Below are 18,482 nucleotides of genomic sequence, written 5' to 3'. Positions count from 1 at the left end.
TTGTCGCGGCGAGCGGAAGGGCGGGACGGCTGTGGTGCGTGGCGGGCGGGCCCTGGTGCCGCTGCTGGCCTTCCTCGGCATGATGGCCTACTCGCTGTCGATGGCCGTCGTCACGCCCGCGCTGCCGCTGCTCCAGCACGGCCTGCGCACCACCCCGGCCGGGGCGGCCTGGGCGCTCACCGCGATGACGCTGTCGGCCGCGGTGTCCACGCCGGTCACCGGCCGCCTCGGCGACCTGTACGGCCCGCGCCGGGTGCTGCTGATCGTGCTCGCCGTCGCCACCGCCGGCATGGTGGTGGCCGCCTGCGCGACGACGCTGCCGGTGATGCTGGCCGGCCGGGCGCTCGGCGGCATCGGCGGCGGCGTCTTCCCGCTCGCCTACACCATCATCCGGGAGGTCTTCCCGCCCGCCCGGACCGCGTCGGCGATCGGCCTGATGTCCTCGATGCTCGGCCTCGGCGGCGCGATCTCCTGGTGCCTGGCCGGGCCGGTCATCGACCATCTCGGCTGGCGGTGGCTGCTGTGGGTGCCGGTCGCCGGGCTCGTCCCGGCCGCGCTGGCCGCCTGGTGGATCGTTCCCGCGTCGCCGCCGCGGGCCGGCGCGCGGATCGACTGGTGGGGCGCGGCGCTGTTCGCCGGCTGGCTGGTCGCCGCGCTCACCGCGCTCACCCAGGGCATGTCCTGGGGCTGGGCCTCGCCCGGCGTCCTCGGCCTGCTCGGCCTCGCCGCCGCGCTCGCGGCGCTGTGGCTGTGGGTGGAGACGCGCGTCGCCGAGCCGCTGGTCGACCCCCGGCTGATGCGCCGCCGCGGCGTCTGGACGGCCAACGCCGCCTCCCTGCTGTCGGGCTACGCGCTGATGGCGGGCGGCGTGCTGTTCCCGCTGCTGGTCCAGCTCCCGCGCGGCACCGGGTTCGGCGGCACCGCCACCCAGGCCGCGCTGCTGCAGCTGCCGGCGAGCGCCGCGATGACGGCGGCCGGGATGAGCGCCGGGCTGCTGGACCGCCGGCTCGGGTCGCGCGGCGTGCTGCTGGCCGGGGCCGTCCTCACCGGCGGCGGCTACGCCTTCGTGGCGCTCCGGCACGCGGCCATGTGGCAGCTGTACGCGGGCGGCGTCGCGCGCGGGATCGGCCTCGGCCTCGCCTACGCGGCCGTGGCGAACCTGGTGGTCGCGGCGGTGGAGGCGGAGCAGACGGGGGTGGCGACCGGCGTCAACACCCTGGTGCGGACGGTCGGCGCCTCGCTCGGCACCCAGGTCAGCGCCGTGATCGTGGCCGCGTCGGCGGTCACCGCGGGCGGCCCGCCCACCGAGGGCGGCTTCACGCTCGGGTTCGCGGTCAGCGCCGCGCTGATGGCGGCGGTGCTGGTGCTGGCGCTGGTGGCGCCCCGCCGCAGGTCCCTGGACGGCCCTGAGGAGCCCGCAGAACGGACAGGGCCCCCGCGGACGTGTCCGCGGAGGCCCCGAACATCGTTCGGCGGCTGAGGCGACAGGGGGACGCCTCAGCCCGATGGGGTCCGGCCGGTGATCAGAAGGACTCGACGGCGCGCCGCGCCTCCGGGTCCAGCACGCCCCAGCCGATCAGCTCCTCGGTCAGCTCGGTCGGGGACTTGTCATAGATGACCGCGAGCGATCGCAGGTCCTCCTGACGGATGGACAGGACCTTTCCGTTGTAGTCGCCCCGCTGGCTCTGGATCGTCGCGGCGTAGCGGGCGAGGGGACCGGCCTTGTCCTTCGGAAGCTGCTGCAGGCGCTCAAGGTCGATGACGAGCTTGGGCGTAGGCCCGAGCGGGCTCGGCGCGGCTCCGCCGGGCAGCAACTCGGAGACCGGCACGCCGTAGAAATCGGCGAGCTCGGCCAGCTTCTGAACGGTGACGGCGCGGTCGCCCCGCTCGTACGAACCCACGACGACGGCCTTCCAGCGGCCGCGGGACTTCTCCTCCACTCCGTGCAGGGACAGGCCCTGCTGGGTGCGGATGGCGCGCAGGCGCGCGCCGAGAGCCTTAGCGTATTCAGACGGCATTTGCGGCCCCCCAGGCTCACTTTGGTCGTCGTTCACGGGCCCCCGGCCGGGCCGGCCGGGGGGAGGCGGTGCGGCGAGGCGTTCCGGCCTCGGAGCCCCGTCTCCAGGGATGGTTACGGACAGTGACGGTAAAACGGGGACGGCCCCAGGTCAAGCCGATTGGAAAAAAGCGGTCGAATCCGCAGGTCTCCGCCGGGGTCGCCCGGACCCCGGCGGCCCGCCGCGGCACCGGCCCGAAGGGCCTGGCGCCAGGCCCTTCCCGTACCCTCCCGCGCGCCGGTGTGACCCCTTTCACCAGGGACGATGACCGCATACTGGAAACAGGGCAGCGGAGGGGGGCTGCTACGGTGAGGGGGACAAGGCGTCCTTTAAGACCCGTCCCGTGAGGCGGGAAAGGAGGTTTCGGCGGTGAATGCTGCCCAAAGGCCGGACGACCCGGCCGAGGCGCGCGTGGCGGACGGTGACCCCCGGCCCAAGGCCGTTCTGGAGGGCCCCGACATCCGGCGCGCGCTGACCCGGATCGCGCACGAGATCCTCGAACGCACCAAGGGCGGCCACGACGTGGTCCTGCTCGGCATCCAGACCCGCGGGGTGACCCTCGCCGAGCGCCTGGCCGAGGCGCTGCGCGAGGTCGAGGGACGGCCGGTGCCCTGGGGCTCGCTGGACGTCACCATGTACCGCGACGACCTGCGGATGAAGCCCGCCCGCGCGCTCGGCCGCACCGAGCTGCCCGCCGCCGGCATCGACGACCGCGTCGTCGTGCTGGTCGACGACGTGCTGTTCTCCGGCCGCACCGTGCGCGCCGCCCTGGACGCGCTGAACGACCTCGGCCGCCCGCGCGCGGTCCAGCTGGCCGTGCTGGTCGACCGCGGCCACCGCGAGCTGCCGATCCGCGCCGACTACGTGGGCAAGAACCTGCCCACCTCGATGCGCGAGACCGTGAAGGTCCTGCTGGCCGAGAACGACGACCGCGACGCGGTGCTCCTCGGCCCGAAGGGGGACAAGTAAGTGAAGCGCCATCTCATCTCCGCGGCGGACCTGTCCAAGGACGACGCGCTGCTCGTCCTGGACACCGCCGAGGAGCTCGCGCAGGTGTCGGACCGGTCCATCAAGAAGCTGCCGACGCTGCGCGGCCGCACCGTGGTGAACCTGTTCTACGAGGACTCCACCCGCACCCGCATCTCGTTCGAGGCGGCCGCCAAGCGGCTGTCGGCGGACGTCATCAACTTCTCCGCCAAGGGCTCCAGCGTCTCCAAGGGCGAGAGCCTGAAGGACACCGCGCTCACCCTGGAGGCGATGGGCGCCGACGGCGTCGTCATCCGCCACCCCGCCTCGGGCGCGCCGCACCGCCTGGCCGGCTGGGTGCAGGGCAGCGTCATCAACGCCGGCGACGGCACCCACGAGCACCCGACGCAGGCGCTGCTGGACGCCTTCACCATGCGCCGCCGCCTCGGCGGGCTGGAGGGCCGCAAGGTCACCATCGTCGGCGACGTGCTGCACAGCCGGGTGGCCCGCTCCAACGTGCTGCTGCTCGACACCCTCGGCGCCGACGTCACCGTGGTCGCCCCGCCGACGCTGGTCCCGGTCGCGGTCGACACCTGGCCCTGCCGGGTCTCCTACGACCTGGACGCGGTGCTGCCGAAGAGCGACGTGGTGATGATGCTGCGCGTCCAGCACGAGCGGATGAACGCCTCCTACTTCCCGACCGTGCGCGAGTACTCGCGCCGCTACGGCCTGGACGGCGACCGGATGGCGCAGCTGCCCGAGCACGCCATCGTCATGCACCCCGGCCCGATGAACCGCGGCGTCGAGATCGCCGCGGAGGTCGCCGACTCGGTCCGCTCGACCATCGTCGAGCAGGTCGCCAACGGCGTCAGCGCGCGCATGGCCGTCCTTTATCTGCTCCTCGGCGGCTCGGAGCCCGCCATCGGCAAGGAGGTCTCCGGCAAGTGAGCACCACGTACATCATCAAGGGCGCCCGGATCCTCGGCGGCGAGCCCGCCGACATCGCGATCCGCGACGGCGGGATCGCCGAGGTCGGCACCGGCCTCGCCGCCGCCGGCGCGCAGGTCGTCGAGGCCGACGGCCTGGTCGCGCTGCCCGGCCTGGTGGACCTGCACACCCACCTGCGCGAGCCCGGCCGCGAGGACGCCGAGACCGTCGAGTCCGGCACCAGGGCCGCCGCGATGGGCGGCTACACCGCCGTGCACGCGATGGCCAACACCGACCCGGTCGCCGACACCGCGGGCGTCGTCGAGCAGGTGTGGCGGCTCGGCCGCGAGGCCGGCTACTGCGACGTGCACCCGGTCGGCGCGGTCACCCGCGGCATCGCCGGCGAGCGGCTCGCCGAGCTCGGCGCGATGGCCGACTCGGCCGCGCGGGTCCGGGTGTTCTCCGACGACGGCCACTGCGTCTCCGACGCGGTCATCATGCGCCGTGCGCTGGAGTACGTGAAGGCCTTCGACGGCGTCGTCGCCCAGCACGCCCAGGAGCCGCGCCTCACCGAGGGCGCGCAGATGAACGAGGGCGAGATGTCGGCCGCGCTCGGCATGCGCGGCTGGCCCGCGGTCGCCGAGGAGGCGATCATCGCCCGGGACGTGCTGCTGGCCGAGCACGTCGGCTCGCGGCTGCACGTCTGCCACGTCTCCACGGCCGGCTCGGTGGAGATCATCCGCTGGGCCAAGAGCAAGGGCTGCCAGGTCACCGCCGAGGTCACCCCGCACCACCTGCTCCTGGACGACACCCGGGCCGGGTCCTACGACCCGATCTTCAAGGTGAACCCGCCGCTGCGCACCGCCGACGACGTCACCGCGCTGCGCCACGCCCTGGCCGACGGCACGATCGACTGCGTGGCCACCGACCACGCGCCGCACCCGGTCGAGGCCAAGGAGACCGAGTGGGCGGTCGCCGCGATGGGCATGATCGGCCTGGAGACCGCGCTCGCGGTGGTCCAGGAGGCCATGATCGAGACCGATCTGCTGGACTGGGCCGGGGTCGCCGACCGGATGTCGTTCGCCCCCGCCCGCATCGGCCGCCTCTCCGGACAGGGTCGTCCGCTGGAGGCCGGCTCGCCCGCCAACATCACGCTGTACGACCCGTCGCCGCGCCGCGCCGTGGACCCGGCGGCGATGACCTCCAAGAGCCGCAACACCCCGTTCGCGGGGCTGGAGCTGCCGGGCCGCGTCATCGCCACGTTCCTGCGCGGCACGCCGACCGTACTCGAAGGGAAGCTTCAGTGACCCAGACCCCCGCACTGCTGGTCTTGGAGGACGGCCGCGTCTTCCATGGCGTCGGGTACGGGGCCGAGGGGGAGACCCTCGGTGAGATCGTCTTCAACACCGGCATGACCGGCTACCAGGAGACCCTCACCGACCCCTCCTACGCCCGCCAGATCGTGGCGATGACCGCCCCGCACATCGGCAACACCGGCGTCAACGGCGAGGACGCCGAGTCGGCGCGCATCCAGGTCGCCGGCTACGTGGTGCGCGAGCCGGCCCGGGTGGCGTCCAACTGGCGCGCCACCGGCTCGCTCGGCTCGGCGCTGCGCGAGCAGGGCGTCGTCGGCATCGCGATGCCCGGCACCCGCGCGCTCACCCGGCACCTGCGCGACCGCGGCGCGATGCGCGCCGGGATCTTCAGCGGCGACGCCGCCGCGGCGCCGGAGGCCGAGCTGCTGGCCAAGGTGCAGGCGAGCCCCGCGATGGAGGGCGCCGACCTGGCCCGCGAGGTGTCCACCACCGAGACCTACGTCGTCCCGGCGATCGGCGAGAAGCGCTTCACCGTCGCCGCCGTCGACCTCGGCATCAAGGCGATGACGCCGCACCGCATGGCCGAGCGCGGCTGCGAGGTGCACGTGCTGCCCGCCACCGCGACCGCCGCGGACATCCTCGCGGTGAACCCCGACGGGGTGTTCTTCTCCAACGGGCCGGGCGACCCGGCCACCGCCGAGGGGCCCGTCGCGGCGCTGCGCGGCGTGCTGGACGCCGGCACGCCGTTCTTCGGCATCTGCTTCGGCAACCAGATCTTCGGGCGCGCCCTCGGCCTCGGCACCTACAAGCTGCGGTTCGGGCACCGGGGCATCAACCAGCCCGTCCAGGACCGCACGACCGGCAAGGTCGACGTGTCCGCGCACAACCACGGCTTCGCCGTGAAGGCGCCGCTGGACGGCCCGTTCGACACCCCCTACGGCCGCGCCGAGGTCAGCCACGTCAACCTCAACGACGACTGCGTCGAGGGGCTGCGGCTGCTGGACCGGCCCGGCTTCAGCGTCCAGTACCACCCGGAGGCGGCGGCGGGCCCGCACGACGCCACCGGCCTGTTCGACCGTTTCTGCGAGATCATGGAGGGGTCGAAGTAATGGCGCGCCGCGAAGACCTCAAGAGCGTCCTGGTCATCGGCTCGGGGCCGATCGTCATCGGCCAGGCCGCCGAGTTCGACTACTCCGGCACCCAGGCGTGCCGGGTGCTGAAGAGCGAGGGCCTGCGGGTCACGCTGGTCAACAGCAACCCCGCCACGATCATGACCGACCCCGAGATCGCCGACGCCACCTACGTCGAGCCGATCACCCCGGACGTCGTCGAGAAGATCATCGCCAAGGAGCGGCCGGACGCGCTGCTGCCCACGCTGGGCGGCCAGACGGCCCTCAACACCGCCATCTCGCTGTACGAGAACGGCGTGCTGGCCAAGTACGGCGTCGAGCTGATCGGCGCCGACGTCGCGGCCATCCAGGCCGGCGAGAACCGGGAGAAGTTCAAGGAGGTCGTGGCCAAGGTCGCCCGCGAGCAGGGCCTGAACGCCGCCTCCGCCCGGTCGCTGATCTGCCACACCATGGACGAGTGCCTGGCCGCCGCCGGCGAGCTCGGCTACCCGGTGGTCGTCCGCCCGTCGTTCACCATGGGCGGCGCCGGCTCGGGCTTCGCCCACGACGAGACCGACCTGCGCCGCATCGCCGGCGCCGGCCTGGACGCGTCCCCGACCAGCGAGGTGCTCCTGGAGGAGTCCATCCTCGGCTGGAAGGAGTACGAGCTGGAGGTCATGCGCGACCGCGCCGACAACGTGGTCATCGTGTGCTCCATCGAGAACTTCGACCCGATGGGCGTGCACACCGGCGACTCCATCACGGTCGCGCCCGCGATGACGCTCACCGACCGCGAGTACCAGAACATGCGGGACGTGGCGATCGCGGTCATCCGCGAGGTCGGCGTCGACACCGGCGGCTGCAACATCCAGTTCGCGGTCGAGCCCGGCACCGGCCGGATGATCGTCATCGAGATGAACCCGCGGGTGTCGCGCTCCTCGGCGCTGGCGTCCAAGGCCACCGGCTTCCCGATCGCCAAGATCGCCGCCAAGCTGGCCATCGGCTACACCCTGGACGAGATCCCGAACGACATCACCGCCGAGACCCCGGCGTCGTTCGAGCCGGCCCTGGACTACGTCGTGGTCAAGGTGCCCCGGTTCGCGTTCGAGAAGTTCCCCGGCGCCGACGGCACCCTCACCACCCACATGAAGTCGGTCGGCGAGGCGATGGCCATCGGCCGCAACTTCACCGAGGCGCTGCAGAAGGCGCTGCGCTCGCTGGAGCAGAAGAACACCGTCTTCTCCTGGGCGGGCGATCTCGGCGACCCCGAGGCGCTGCTGGAGTCGGCGCGCCACCCGCACGACGGCCGCGTCCGCGACGTCCAGCGGGCCCTCGCCGCGGGCGCCACGACCGAGCAGGTCTACGAGGCGACCCACATCGACCCGTGGTTCATCGACCAGATCGCCGGCATCAACGAGATCGCCGAGGAGATCCGCACCGCCGAGGACGCGCTGACCAGGGACAAGCTGCTGCGCGCCAAGCGGCACGGCTTCTCCGACGCCCAGATCGGCGAGCTGCGCGGCCTCAGCGAGGAGGTCGTGCGCGAGCTGCGGCACGCCCTCGGCATCCGCCCGGTCTACCTGACCGTGGACACCTGCGCCGCCGAGTTCGCCGCGCAGACGCCCTACCTGTACTCGGCCTACGACGAGGAGACCGAGGTCCCGCCGGGCGCCAAGCCCAAGGTGATCATCCTCGGGTCCGGGCCGAACCGGATCGGGCAGGGCGTGGAGTTCGACTACTCCTGCGTGCACGCCTCGTTCGCGCTCGCCGACGCCGGCTACGAGACCGTCATGGTCAACTGCAACCCCGAGACGGTCTCCACCGACTACGACACCTCCGACCGGCTGTACTTCGAGCCGCTCACCCTGGAGGACGTCCTGGAGGTGGTGCACGCCGAGCAGCAGTCCGGCACCGTCGCGGGCGTGATCGTCCAGCTGGGCGGCCAGACCCCGCTCGGCCTGGCGCGCAAGCTCAAGGACGCCGGCGTGCCGATCGTGGGCACCAGCCCCGAGAGCATCCACCTGGCCGAGGAGCGCGGCGCGTTCGGCCGGGTGCTGCACCGCGCCGGGCTGCTGGCGCCCAAGCACGGCACCGCCACCTCCTACGAGGAGGCCCGCGAGATCGCCGCCGAGATCGGCTACCCGGTGCTGGTGCGGCCGTCCTACGTGCTCGGCGGCCGCGGCATGGAGATCGTGTACGACGACGCCACGCTGGAGTCGTACATGGCCAAGGCCACCGACGCCAGCCCCGACCACCCGGTGCTGGTCGACCGGTTCCTGGACGAGGCCATCGAGATCGACGTGGACGCCCTGTACGACGGCGAGGAGCTCTACCTCGGCGGCGTCATGGAGCACATCGAGGAGGCCGGCATCCACTCCGGCGACTCGGCGTGCGCGCTGCCGCCGATCACCCTCGGCCACGACGACGTCCGCCGCATCCGCGAGTCCACCGAGGCCCTGGCCAAGGGCATCGGCGTGCGCGGGCTGATGAACGTCCAGTACGCGCTGTCGGCGGGCGTCCTGTACGTCCTGGAGGCCAACCCGCGCGCCTCGCGGACCGTGCCGTTCGTGTCCAAGGCGACCGCGGTGCAGCTGGCCAAGGCCGCGGCCCGGGTGATGATGGGCACCACCGTCGCCGAGCTGCGCGCAGAAGGCCTGCTGCCCGAGTCCGGCGACGGCGGCTCGCTGCCGCTGGACGCGCCGATCGCGGTCAAGGAGGCGGTGCTGCCGTTCGAGCGGTTCCGCGACCGCGAGGGCCGCTTCGTCGACACGATCCTGTCGCCGGAGATGCGCTCGACCGGCGAGGTCATGGGCATCGACGAGGTTTTCGGCACCGCCTACGCCAAGTCGCAGCAGGCCGCCTACGGCCCGCTGCCGACCAAGGGCCGGGTGTTCGTGTCGGTGGCGAACCGGGACAAGCGGCACATGATCTTTCCGGTGAAGCGCCTTGCTGACCTGGGCTTTGAGATTCTTGCCACGGAGGGGACCGCCGAGGTCCTGCGGCGCAACGGCGTGCGTGCCAAGATCGTGCGCAAGCACAGCGCCGGCCCCGGGCCGGACGGCGAGCCGACCATCGTGCAGCGTGTCCTGGACGGCGAGGTGGACCTCATCGTCAATACTCCGTTCGGCAGCCCCGGCCAGTCGGGGCCGCGCCTGGACGGTTACGAGATCCGCACCGCGTCGGTCCTGCGCGGCGTACCGTGCGTGACCACGGTGCAGGGCCTCGCCGCCGCCGTCCAGGGCATCGAGGCCATCGCGGCCGGCCTGGTCGGGGTGCGCTCCCTGCAGGAGCACGCCGAGCGGCTGCGCGGCGCGCACGGGGTGCTCGGGCAGGGGTGACGCCCCGCCGGCCTGGGCCGGGCCGGGCGCCGCGCGGCGGTGCCCGGCCCGGCTGTACGACGACGGAGAGGGAGAGCGGGTGTCCGATACACCGGTGCAGACGTCGGGGACGGTGCTGACGGTCCGCCAGGTGCAGGACTACCACGCGATGACGCTGGTGGCGCCGGCGATCGCCGAGGGGTTCCGGCCCGGCCAGTTCGTGGCGCTCGCCGTCGGCGGCGAGCACTCGGGCCGCCTGGTCCGCCGCTGCTTCGGGGTGTACGAGGTCAAGCCCGACTACGGCGGCACCGTCGAGATCGTGTTCGCCGACACCGAGCCGGGCACCGCGTGGCTGGCCGGCCGCCGCTCCCGCGACAAGGTCGACGTGCTCGGCCCGCTCGGCCGCCCGTTCCGGCTGCCCCGCGACCCGGTCAGCTGCCTGCTGGTCGGCGGCGGCCCCGGCGGCTCGGCGCTGTTCGCGCTCGCCGACACCCTGCAGCGGCGCGGCTGCCAGGTGCACTTCCTGCTCGGCGGCCGCACCGGCCGCCAGGTGTTCGGGTCGCGGATGGCGCAGCGCATCGGCGACAGCGCGACCGTCACTACCGAGGACGGCTCGGTGGGGGAGACCGGCACCGTCCCCGAGGTCATGCCGCGCGTCATCGCCGAGACCGGCGCCGACGTGGTGTACGCCTGCGGCCCGACCGCGCTGCTGCGCCCGGTCACCCGGGTCGCCGGCGAGTACGGCCTGCCCTCGCAGGTGTCGGTGGAGGAGTTCCTGCAGCGCACCGGCGCCTGCGGCATCGGCGTCTGCATGACGTGCGTGCTGCCGATCCACGGCGAGGACGGGGTGACCCGGATGGTGCGGGCCTGCGCCGACGGCCCGGTGCTGCGCGGCGACCGCGTCCGCTGGGGCGACCTTGGCACCATCCCGTTCGACGCGCTCGGGGCGCCCCGCGTGCTCGGCGTCCCCGAAGGGAGCGGCAAGTGACCTCCACGCCCGCGAGCCGCCCCGCGTCGTCTGGACTGAGGAGCGGCGGGAGCTTGCGACCAGAGCGACGAGGGAAGACGGCGTGTGAAGGGGCGGCGAGCCGCCGAGCGGAGGCGAGGCAATGAGCACGCGCGTGCGCACCCGGATCGGGAGCCTGGAGCTGGCCAACCCGATCCTGACCGCGTCCGGCTGCGGCGGCACCGGCCGCGAGCTGGCCCAGTTCACCGAGCTCGGCAGGCTGGGCGCGTTCGTCACCACCTCGGTGATGACCCGGCCCCGCGCCGGGCGGCCCACCCCGCGCGCCGCCGAGACGCCGAGCGGCCTGCTCACCGCCATGGGCCTGCCCGGGCCGGGCATCGAGGGCTTCCTGGAGCACGAGCTGCCCTGGCTGGCCGAGCAGGACGTGCCGGTGATCGTGTCGATCGCCGGCGACAGCGTCGAGGAGTTCGCCGAGCTGGCCCGGCGGCTGCGCGAGGTGCCCGGCGTCGCCGCCATCGAGGTCAACGTGGCCTGCCCGAACGTGCAGGACCGCGGCCGGATGTTCGCCTGGCACCCCGGCGCCGCCGCCTCGGTGGTGCGCGCCGTGCGCTCGCACGCGCGGCCGGGGGTGCCGGTCCTGGCCAAGCTCACCCCCGACGTCACCGACATCGTCACGATCGCGCTCGCCTGCGTCGACGCCGGCGCCGACGGCCTCACGCTGATCAACACCGTCGAGGGCATGGCGATCGACCCGCGGACGCTGCGGCCCGCCCTCACCGGCGTGTCCGGCGGCCTGTCGGGCCCGGCGATCCGGCCGATCGCGATCCGCTGCGTCTACCAGGTGCACGCCGCGCTGCCGCGCACCCCGATCATCGGCGTCGGCGGCGTCGCCACCGGCCTGGACGCGCTGGAGTTCATCCTGGCGGGCGCGAGCGCCGTCGCCGTCGGCACCACCTTGTTCCACGACCCGGCCGCCGCCCCGCGCATCCTGCGCGAGCTGGACGAGGCCCTGGCCGCGCGCCGCGTCGGCCGGCTCGCCGACGCGGTCGGGCTCGCCCACAGACCCACCGGGCACGTGCCGCCGCAGGTGCGCCCGGAACCGGACGGCCCGGCCGCCCCGGCGCCCGGTGAAGTGAAGGAGAGACTGCCGTGACCGCTGGACCCGCCCCCATCGCCGTCGCCCTGGACGCGCCCGACCTGGAGACGGCGGCCCGCTGGGCGACCCTGGTCACCCCGCACGTCAGCACCGTCAAGGTCGGCCTGGAGCTGTACCTGCGCTACGGGCCCGACGTGGTCGCCAGCGTGCGCGGCGCGAGCCGGGTCCAGGTGTTCCTGGACCTGAAGCTGCACGACATCCCGGCGACCGTCGCGGGCGCCGCGCGCGCCGTCGCGCGGCTGCGCCCGGCCTTCCTGACGGTGCACGCGGCGGGCGGCGGCGCGATGATCCGGGCCGCGGTGGAGGCCGCGCCCGACACCAAGATCGCGGCGGTCACGGTGCTGACCTCGCTCAAGGACGCCGACCTGGACGACGTCGGCCTCGCCGGACCGGCCTCAGACGCCGTACGGCGGCTCGCGGCGCTCGCGGTCGACGCGGGGGCCCAGGCGCTCGTCTGCTCGCCTCAGGAGGCCGCTGCGGTCCGCGCGGAGGTCGGCCCGGACATCACCCTCATCACCCCGGGCGTCCGCCCGCTCGGAGCCGACACCCAGGACCAGGCGCGGGTGGCCACCCCCGAGCAGGCCCTGGCGGCCGGCGCCGACCTCCTCGTGATCGGCCGCCCGATCACCGGCGCGGCCGACCCCGGCGCCGCCGCCGCGGGCATCGCCGCGGCGCTCCGGCGGACCGTTCCGGGCGTCCTTCCGAGCACCCTCGGTGAGGGGTGACGAGCAACGCTCGCGGGGCCTTCCGGGACGCTTTTCGACGATCTTGTGAAAGCCGCAGGAAGGACCGGGTGCGGCCGCCGGGAGGGCCCGAGTTGGGTACACTCTGTATTCAGGACACCCCAAGGAGTGATTTTCGTGATTTTGTGGCGGGCTAAACGGCACTTCACGTTGCCTTATGGGGCGTGAACTCGCTAGTTTCCCGTCCCGTCCGACTCCGTCGAGTGGAAACCTGAGGTGACCCGGCGTGGCTCTTCCGCCCCTAACCCCCGAACAGCGCGCCGCGGCCTTGGAGAAGGCTGCCAAGGCCCGCAAAGAGCGTGCCGAGGTTAAGAACCGGCTGAAGCACGGGGGGACCTCGCTCGCCGAGGTCCTCAAGGACGGTCAGGACGACGACGTCATCGGCAAGATGAAGGTGTCGGCCCTCCTGGAGTCCCTGCCCGGTGTGGGCAAGGTCCGTGCGAAGCAGATCATGGAACGCCTGGGCATCGCCGAGTCCCGCCGCGTGCGCGGTCTCGGCGCCAACCAGCGCGCCTCCCTGGAGCGTGAGTTCGGCGGCGGTGGAAAGCACTGACCCCCGAACCGCGAACGGGCGCCACGGCTCCGCCGTCGCGGCCGGCCCGGGCCTGCCCGGCTCCGGCTCCATCCCGTTCAGCTCCGGTGCACCCATGACTGCGCCGGGCGGCTCCACCGAGCAAGACCCCCTTGTCCGGCGGCTGACGGTTCTCTCCGGTCCGTCAGGCGTCGGCAAGAGCACGGTCGTCGCCGAGATCCGGCTGGCCCACCCGCAGGTGTGGCTGTCGGTCTCGGTGACCACCCGGTCCCCGCGGCCGGGTGAGATCAACGGTGTGCAGTACCACTTCGTCGACGACGCCGGTTTCGACCGGCTCGTCGCCGAGGGCGAGCTGCTGGAGTGGGCCGAGTTCGCCGGCAACCGCTACGGCACCCCCCGCCGCCCCGTCCAGGAGCGGCTGGAGCGGGGCGAGCCCGTCCTGCTGGAGATCGACCTGCAGGGGGCCCGCCAGGTCCGCGAGACCATGCCCGGCGCGCAGCTGGTGTTCCTGGCCCCGCCGTCCTGGGAGGAGCTGGTCCGCCGGCTCACCGGGCGCGGCACCGAGCCCCCCGCGGTGATCGAGCGCCGGCTCGCCGCGGCCCGCGTGGAGCTGGCCGCCGAGAAGGAGTTCGACGTCACGCTGGTGAACCACGACGTCAAGGGCGTGTGCCGGGAGCTGCTAGCCTTGATGGCTGTCCGTCCTTAAGCACATCTAGCGGAAGGCCACCGAGTGGCAGCCAGCAACGAGGGCATCACCAACCCGTCGATCGACGAGCTGCTCGAGGTCGTCGACACCAAGTACGGCCTCGTGAGCATCGCGGCCAAGCGCGCCCGGCAGATCAACGCCTACTACGCCCAGCTCGGCGAGGGCCTGCTGGAGTACGTCGGTCCGCTCGTCGAGACGCAGGTCCAGGAGAAGCCGCTGTCGATCGCGCTGCGTGAGACGCGCGAGGGCCTCCTGCACGCCGAGCCCGTCGAGGGCTGATCCGGCCGCGCGCCGGGGATTTCGGCATGACCTCCCCCAAGCCCCGGGTGGTGCTCGGCGTCACCGCCGGCATCGCCGCGTACAAGGTCTGCGAGCTGCTGCGGCGGCTCACCGAGTCCGGCCATGACGTCACCGTCGTCCCGACGGCCGACGCGCTGCGCTTCGTCGGCGAGCCCACCTGGGCCGCGCTGTCGGGCAACCCCGTCGCCACGCAGGTGTGGGACGGGGTCTCCGGCGTGCCCCACGTCCGGCTCGGGCAGACCGCCGACCTGGTGTTCGTGGCCCCGGCCACCGCCAACACCCTGGCCCGGGCCGCGCACGGCCTGGCCGACGACCTGCTCACCAACACCCTGCTCACCGCGCGGTGCCCGGTGGTGTTCGCGCCCGCGATGCACACCGAGATGTGGGAGCACCCCGCGACGCAGGCCAACGTGGCGACGCTGCGCGAGCGCGGCGCGGTCGTGGTCGACCCCGCCTCGGGCCGCCTCACCGGCGCCGACACCGGCCCCGGCCGGCTGCCCGACCCCGCCGAGCTGTTCGAGGTCGCCCGGCGCGTCCTCGCCCGCGGGGGGGCGACCCCCCACACCCCCCGGGGCGCGCAGGTGGCTTCGCCATGGGGCGCCTGGGAGCGGGACCTGGCCGGACGCCACGTGGTGGTGTCGGCGGGCGGCACCCGCGAGGCGCTCGACCCGGTCCGCTTCCTCGGCAACCGCTCCTCGGGCCTGCAGGGCTACGCCCTCGCCCGCACCGCGGTCGCCCGGGGCGCGCGCGTCACCCTCGTCGCGGCCAACGTCGCCCTGCCCGACCCGGCCGGCGCGCGCGTGGTGCGGGTGGAGTCGGCCGAGGACATGCGCAAGGCCGTGCTCGCGGCGGCCGACGACGGCGCCGACGCGGTCGTGATGGCCGCGGCCGTGGCCGACTTCCGGCCGGCCGACTACCGCGACGCCAAGATCAAGAAGACGCCGGGGGAGGGGCCCGAGCCGATCCGGCTGGTCCAGAACCCCGACATCCTGGCCGAGCTCGGCGCCCGCCCGCACCCCGGGCAGGTGATCGTGGGGTTCGCCGCCGAGACCCACGACGTGCTGGCCAACGGCCGGGCCAAGCTGGCCCGCAAGGGCTGCGACCTGCTGGTGGTCAACCAGGTCGGCGCCGAGCTGACCTTCGGCAGGCCCGACAACGAGGCGGTCGTCCTGGCCGCCGACGGGTCCGCGCCGGTGCAGGTGCCGCGCGGCCCCAAGGAGGACCTCGCCGACGTGATCTGGGACCAGGTCGCGGCCCGGCTGGCCCCGCCGGGGGTCCCGCCGCTGTGACCCGCGCCTCTAGCGACCGTGCAGGCCCTTCCCGATAGACTTCGTGGGAAACCCGGCCCCAGCCGGCGGGGACCGGCGTTCCCCCGCCCGAGCCGACAACCATCCGCTCTGCGACGTCAGTCAGCAGCCGCTGCAAGGAGTTCACGTACGTGTCTCGCCGCCTGTTCACCTCCGAGTCCGTCACCGAGGGGCACCCGGACAAGATCGCGGATCAGATCAGCGATGCGATCCTGGACGCGATGCTCAAGGACGACCCCACGAGCCGGGTCGCCGTCGAGACCATGATCACCACCGGCCAGGTGCACGTCGCCGGTGAGGTGACCACCGAGACCTACGTCGACATCCCCGGCGTCATCCGGGAGAAGATCCTGGAGATCGGCTACGACTCGTCCAAGAAGGGCTTCGACGGCAACTCCTGCGGCGTGTCGGTGTCCATCGGCGCGCAGTCGCCCGACATCGCCCAGGGCGTCGACGACGCCTACGAGACCCGCGAGGGCGAGGGCGTGGACGACCTGGACCGGCAGGGCGCCGGCGACCAGGGCCTGATGTTCGGGTACGCCACCAACGAGACGCCCGAGCTCATGCCGCTGCCGATCCTGCTGGCGCACCGGCTGTCGCACCGCCTGTCGGCGGTCCGCAAGAGCGGCACCGTGCCCTACCTGCGCCCCGACGGCAAGACCCAGGTCACCATCGAGTACGACGGCGACCGCGCGGTCCGCCTGGACACCGTCGTGGTGTCCTCCCAGCACGCTCCCGACATCGACCTGAAGGAGCTGCTCACCCCCGACATCAAGGAGCACGTGGTCGACCCGGTGCTCGGCGAGTTCGACCTGGACACCACCGGCTACCGGCTGCTGGTGAACCCGACCGGCCGCTTCGAGATCGGCGGCCCGATGGGCGACGCCGGCCTCACCGGCCGCAAGATCATCGTGGACACCTACGGCGGCATGGCCCGCCACGGCGGCGGCGCGTTCTCCGGCAAGGACCCCTCCAAGGTCGACCGGTCCGCCGCGTACGCGATGCGCTGGGTCGCCAAGAACGTCGTCGCGGCCGGCCTGGCCGACCGCGCCGAGGTGCAGGTCGCCTACGCGATCGGCAAGGCGCACCCGGTCGGGGTGTTCGTGGAGACCTTCGGCACCGAGAAGCTGCCCGTCGCCAAGATCCAGGAGGCGGTGCTGCAGGTGTTCGACCTGCGCCCGGCCGCGATCGTGCGCGACCTGGACCTGCTCCGCCCGATCTACTCCCAGACCGCCGCCTACGGCCACTTCGGCCGGCCGGAGCCGGACTTCTCCTGGGAGTCCACCGACCGTGCCAAGGCCCTCGCCGCGGCCGCCGGCCTGTAGCAGTACGTCGAAGGCCCCCGAGGACGACGTCCTCGGGGGCCTTTCGCGTGCCGCCTAGCCCTTAGGGCATGGAGTTCCGCGCGGCATGCCGTAGCGGGCGCCGATGTGGTAGCGGCCGGGGCCCGGCGCGTGCAGGCGCACGAAGTCGCCCTCGCGGGCCAGGCAGCCGTGCCCGGGGCCCTTGCGGCCGCCGCGGACGGTCAGCCACGGCGACCAGGAGATGCGCAGCAGCGTGGTGCCGCGCTCGGGGACGTCCACGACCAGCTCGTCGGCGTTGATGCGCGCGACGGTGGAGGGCAGGGCGGCCAGCGGCGTCGGGTCGGCGACCTTGTACAGCCGCCAGTAGTCGTCGCTCCAGACCTGCTCCAGGTAGGGCAGGCCGCCCCGGATCAGCGCGTCCTCGGCCTTGCCGGCCTTCTCGACCTCCTGCTCGGGCAGCACCACGTACTGCACCGCCCACTTGTGCAGCCAGTCGTGGTAGGTCGCGGCGGTGAGCGCGCCCTCCTTGTAGAAGAGGCCGTGCCGCTCGGCGTCCACCTGGCGGTTCCAGCCGCGCGCGAGGATGTAGCGGCGGGTGAGGCCGGTCGCCTCCCAGTGCGAGCGCAGCGGCACGACCTCCAGCCGGCCGCGGCGGGCGCCGAGCCGGTCCAGCTCGGCGCGGAGCGGCGCCGCGTGCGCGGCGGTGGCGGCGGCGGGCCGGGTGTGGATGATGTCGTCGACCGGCTTCACCACCATCCAGGCGCCGGTGACGATGAAGGCGAGGCTGAGCGCGCCGAGCTTGACCAGGTGGGTGGTGCGGGCGACGGCGCTCAGCAGCACCATCCCGCCGAACAGCAGCGACAATCGCTCGACGTTGCTGCCGATCGGGGTCGGGATGAGGAAGGTCAGCGCGATGCCGAGCAGGTAGACGCCCGCGCCGACGCGCACCACCGTCCACCCGCGCGGGGCGCAGAGCAGCACCGCGACCACGCTGGTGATCGCGGGCAGCACCACGGTGGTGAACCCGATCGGCTGCACGCCGGTGAAGGGGAACAGCAGCGTGGTGACGCCGACCACCAGCGGCGGCGCGATCGCGAGCGCGACGCCCGCGCGGCGGCGTCCGGTGAGGAACAGCGCGGCGGCGACCACCATGACGAACAGCCCGGCGACCGGGCTGGTCAGCGTCGCCAGCAGGCTGAGCACCACCATCACCGCGGCCCGCAGCGCCGGGGTGCCGCGCCGGGTGAACGCCGCCTGCACGCCGGCGAGGGCGAACACCAGGCCGAGGCCGAAGGTGACCCGGCCGGACGCGGCGTTGCACCAGATCGCCAGGGCCGCCCACAGCGCGGCGGGCAGCGCCGCCGGGGCCCGCAGGTGCACCAGCAGCCGCGCGGTGAGCGTGGCCGACAGGGTGCCCGCGACCACCGCGACGAGCCGGATCCCGAACCACGCCATCAGGTACGGCGACAGCACGCTGTAGGACGCCGGGTGCATCCCGCCGTACCAGGCCAGGTTGTAGGCCGAGTCGGGGTGCTGCCCGGCGAAGTGGGTCCAGGCCGACTGCGCGGCCAGGTCGCCGCCGTCGTTGGCCAGGAACAGCGCCCACACCACGTGCAGGACGGCCGCGAACAGCGTGGCCGCCGTCACGGGATGCCGCGGGGAGGTCCAGCGGCGGCGCGCGCCCGGCGGGGCGGGGTCCGCGGGGACGTCCGCCGGTGCGGGGTCGCCGCTCTCTCGGGATGGTCTCTGCGCTGTCGTCACATTGCCTGCAGGCG

At 73.5% G+C, this 18,482-nt stretch carries 16 protein-coding genes; 14 read left to right on the top strand and 2 right to left on the bottom strand.

Annotation, left to right across the window (positions count from 1 at the left end; genetic code table 11):
• Positions 1-34 precede the first annotated feature (34 nt).
• Entirely contained in the window at positions 35-1,480 is a 1,446-nt protein-coding gene (locus ACRB68_RS02280) for an MFS transporter (protein WP_328593647.1), read from the top strand.
• Between the two features lie 43 nt (positions 1,481-1,523).
• Here ACRB68_RS02280 and bldD read toward each other — a convergent pair whose 3' ends face one another.
• Positions 1,524-2,018 carry a transcriptional regulator BldD gene (bldD, locus tag ACRB68_RS02275; RefSeq protein WP_021597992.1) on the bottom strand — a complete coding sequence of 165 codons (495 nt, stop codon included), beginning with the start codon at positions 2,016-2,018 and terminating at the stop codon, positions 1,524-1,526.
• 450 nt (positions 2,019-2,468) lie between these two features.
• Here bldD and pyrR point away from each other — a divergent pair, with 450 nt between their 5' ends.
• The 13 genes from pyrR to metK all read left to right on the top strand — a co-directional run bounded on the left by pyrR (position 2,469) and on the right by metK (position 16,728).
• A complete protein-coding gene (pyrR, locus tag ACRB68_RS02270) occupies positions 2,469-3,026 on the top strand; it encodes a bifunctional pyr operon transcriptional regulator/uracil phosphoribosyltransferase PyrR (protein ID WP_328594063.1) in 558 nt (185 codons plus the stop codon).
• Entirely contained in the window at positions 3,027-3,971 is a 945-nt protein-coding gene (locus ACRB68_RS02265; RefSeq protein ID WP_328593646.1) for an aspartate carbamoyltransferase catalytic subunit, read from the top strand.
• Positions 3,968-5,257, top strand: a complete 1,290-nt coding sequence (locus ACRB68_RS02260) for a dihydroorotase (protein WP_328593645.1) — start codon at positions 3,968-3,970, stop codon at positions 5,255-5,257. Before ACRB68_RS02265 ends, ACRB68_RS02260 begins: the two co-directional genes overlap by 4 nt.
• A complete protein-coding gene (gene carA, locus ACRB68_RS02255) occupies positions 5,254-6,375 on the top strand; it encodes a glutamine-hydrolyzing carbamoyl-phosphate synthase small subunit (RefSeq protein ID WP_328593644.1) in 1,122 nt (373 codons plus the stop codon). The genes ACRB68_RS02260 and carA overlap by 4 nt, the downstream gene beginning before the upstream one ends.
• The gene (gene carB / locus ACRB68_RS02250; protein WP_153530610.1) at positions 6,375-9,713 is read left to right on the top strand and encodes a carbamoyl-phosphate synthase large subunit; all 3,339 of its coding nucleotides are present in this window, start codon (positions 6,375-6,377) and stop codon (positions 9,711-9,713) included. The genes carA and carB overlap by 1 nt, the downstream gene beginning before the upstream one ends.
• Before the next feature lie 79 nt (positions 9,714-9,792).
• Entirely contained in the window at positions 9,793-10,680 is an 888-nt protein-coding gene (locus ACRB68_RS02245) for a dihydroorotate dehydrogenase electron transfer subunit (protein WP_328593643.1), read from the top strand.
• A gap of 121 nt (positions 10,681-10,801) precedes the next feature.
• Positions 10,802-11,812 carry a dihydroorotate dehydrogenase gene (locus ACRB68_RS02240; protein ID WP_153530608.1) on the top strand — a complete coding sequence of 337 codons (1,011 nt, stop codon included), beginning with the start codon at positions 10,802-10,804 and terminating at the stop codon, positions 11,810-11,812.
• Entirely contained in the window at positions 11,809-12,540 is a 732-nt protein-coding gene (pyrF, locus tag ACRB68_RS02235) for an orotidine-5'-phosphate decarboxylase (protein ID WP_328593642.1), read from the top strand. Before ACRB68_RS02240 ends, pyrF begins: the two co-directional genes overlap by 4 nt.
• Before the next feature lie 244 nt (positions 12,541-12,784).
• Positions 12,785-13,111 (top strand): integration host factor, actinobacterial type, encoded by a 327-nt coding sequence (mihF, locus tag ACRB68_RS02230; RefSeq protein ID WP_328593641.1) that lies wholly within the window; start codon positions 12,785-12,787, stop codon positions 13,109-13,111.
• A 94-nt stretch (positions 13,112-13,205) separates the two neighbouring features.
• On the top strand, positions 13,206-13,796 hold the full coding sequence (gene gmk / locus ACRB68_RS02225) for a guanylate kinase (RefSeq protein WP_153530607.1): 591 nt from the start codon (positions 13,206-13,208) through the stop codon (positions 13,794-13,796).
• A gap of 24 nt (positions 13,797-13,820) precedes the next feature.
• A complete protein-coding gene (rpoZ, locus tag ACRB68_RS02220) occupies positions 13,821-14,075 on the top strand; it encodes a DNA-directed RNA polymerase subunit omega (RefSeq protein ID WP_103563234.1) in 255 nt (84 codons plus the stop codon).
• Positions 14,076-14,101: 26 nt separating this feature from the next.
• The gene (coaBC, locus tag ACRB68_RS02215) at positions 14,102-15,385 is read left to right on the top strand and encodes a bifunctional phosphopantothenoylcysteine decarboxylase/phosphopantothenate--cysteine ligase CoaBC (RefSeq protein ID WP_153530606.1); all 1,284 of its coding nucleotides are present in this window, start codon (positions 14,102-14,104) and stop codon (positions 15,383-15,385) included.
• 149 nt (positions 15,386-15,534) lie between these two features.
• A complete protein-coding gene (gene metK / locus ACRB68_RS02210) occupies positions 15,535-16,728 on the top strand; it encodes a methionine adenosyltransferase (protein WP_328593640.1) in 1,194 nt (397 codons plus the stop codon).
• Positions 16,729-16,782: 54 nt separating this feature from the next.
• Here the strand turns inward: metK and ACRB68_RS02205 are convergent, their stop codons facing one another.
• Complete coding sequence (locus tag ACRB68_RS02205) at positions 16,783-18,468, bottom strand: MFS transporter (RefSeq protein WP_328593639.1); 1,686 nt, start codon at positions 18,466-18,468, stop codon at positions 16,783-16,785.
• Positions 18,469-18,482 lie beyond the last annotated feature (14 nt).

It is taken from the genome of Actinomadura macrotermitis (assembly GCF_009604375.1).
GTDB lineage: Bacteria > Actinomycetota > Actinomycetes > Streptosporangiales > Streptosporangiaceae > Spirillospora > Spirillospora macrotermitis.
Note: the sequence above shows the minus strand (reverse complement) of the source record. Positions and strands in the feature narration are given on the sequence as shown.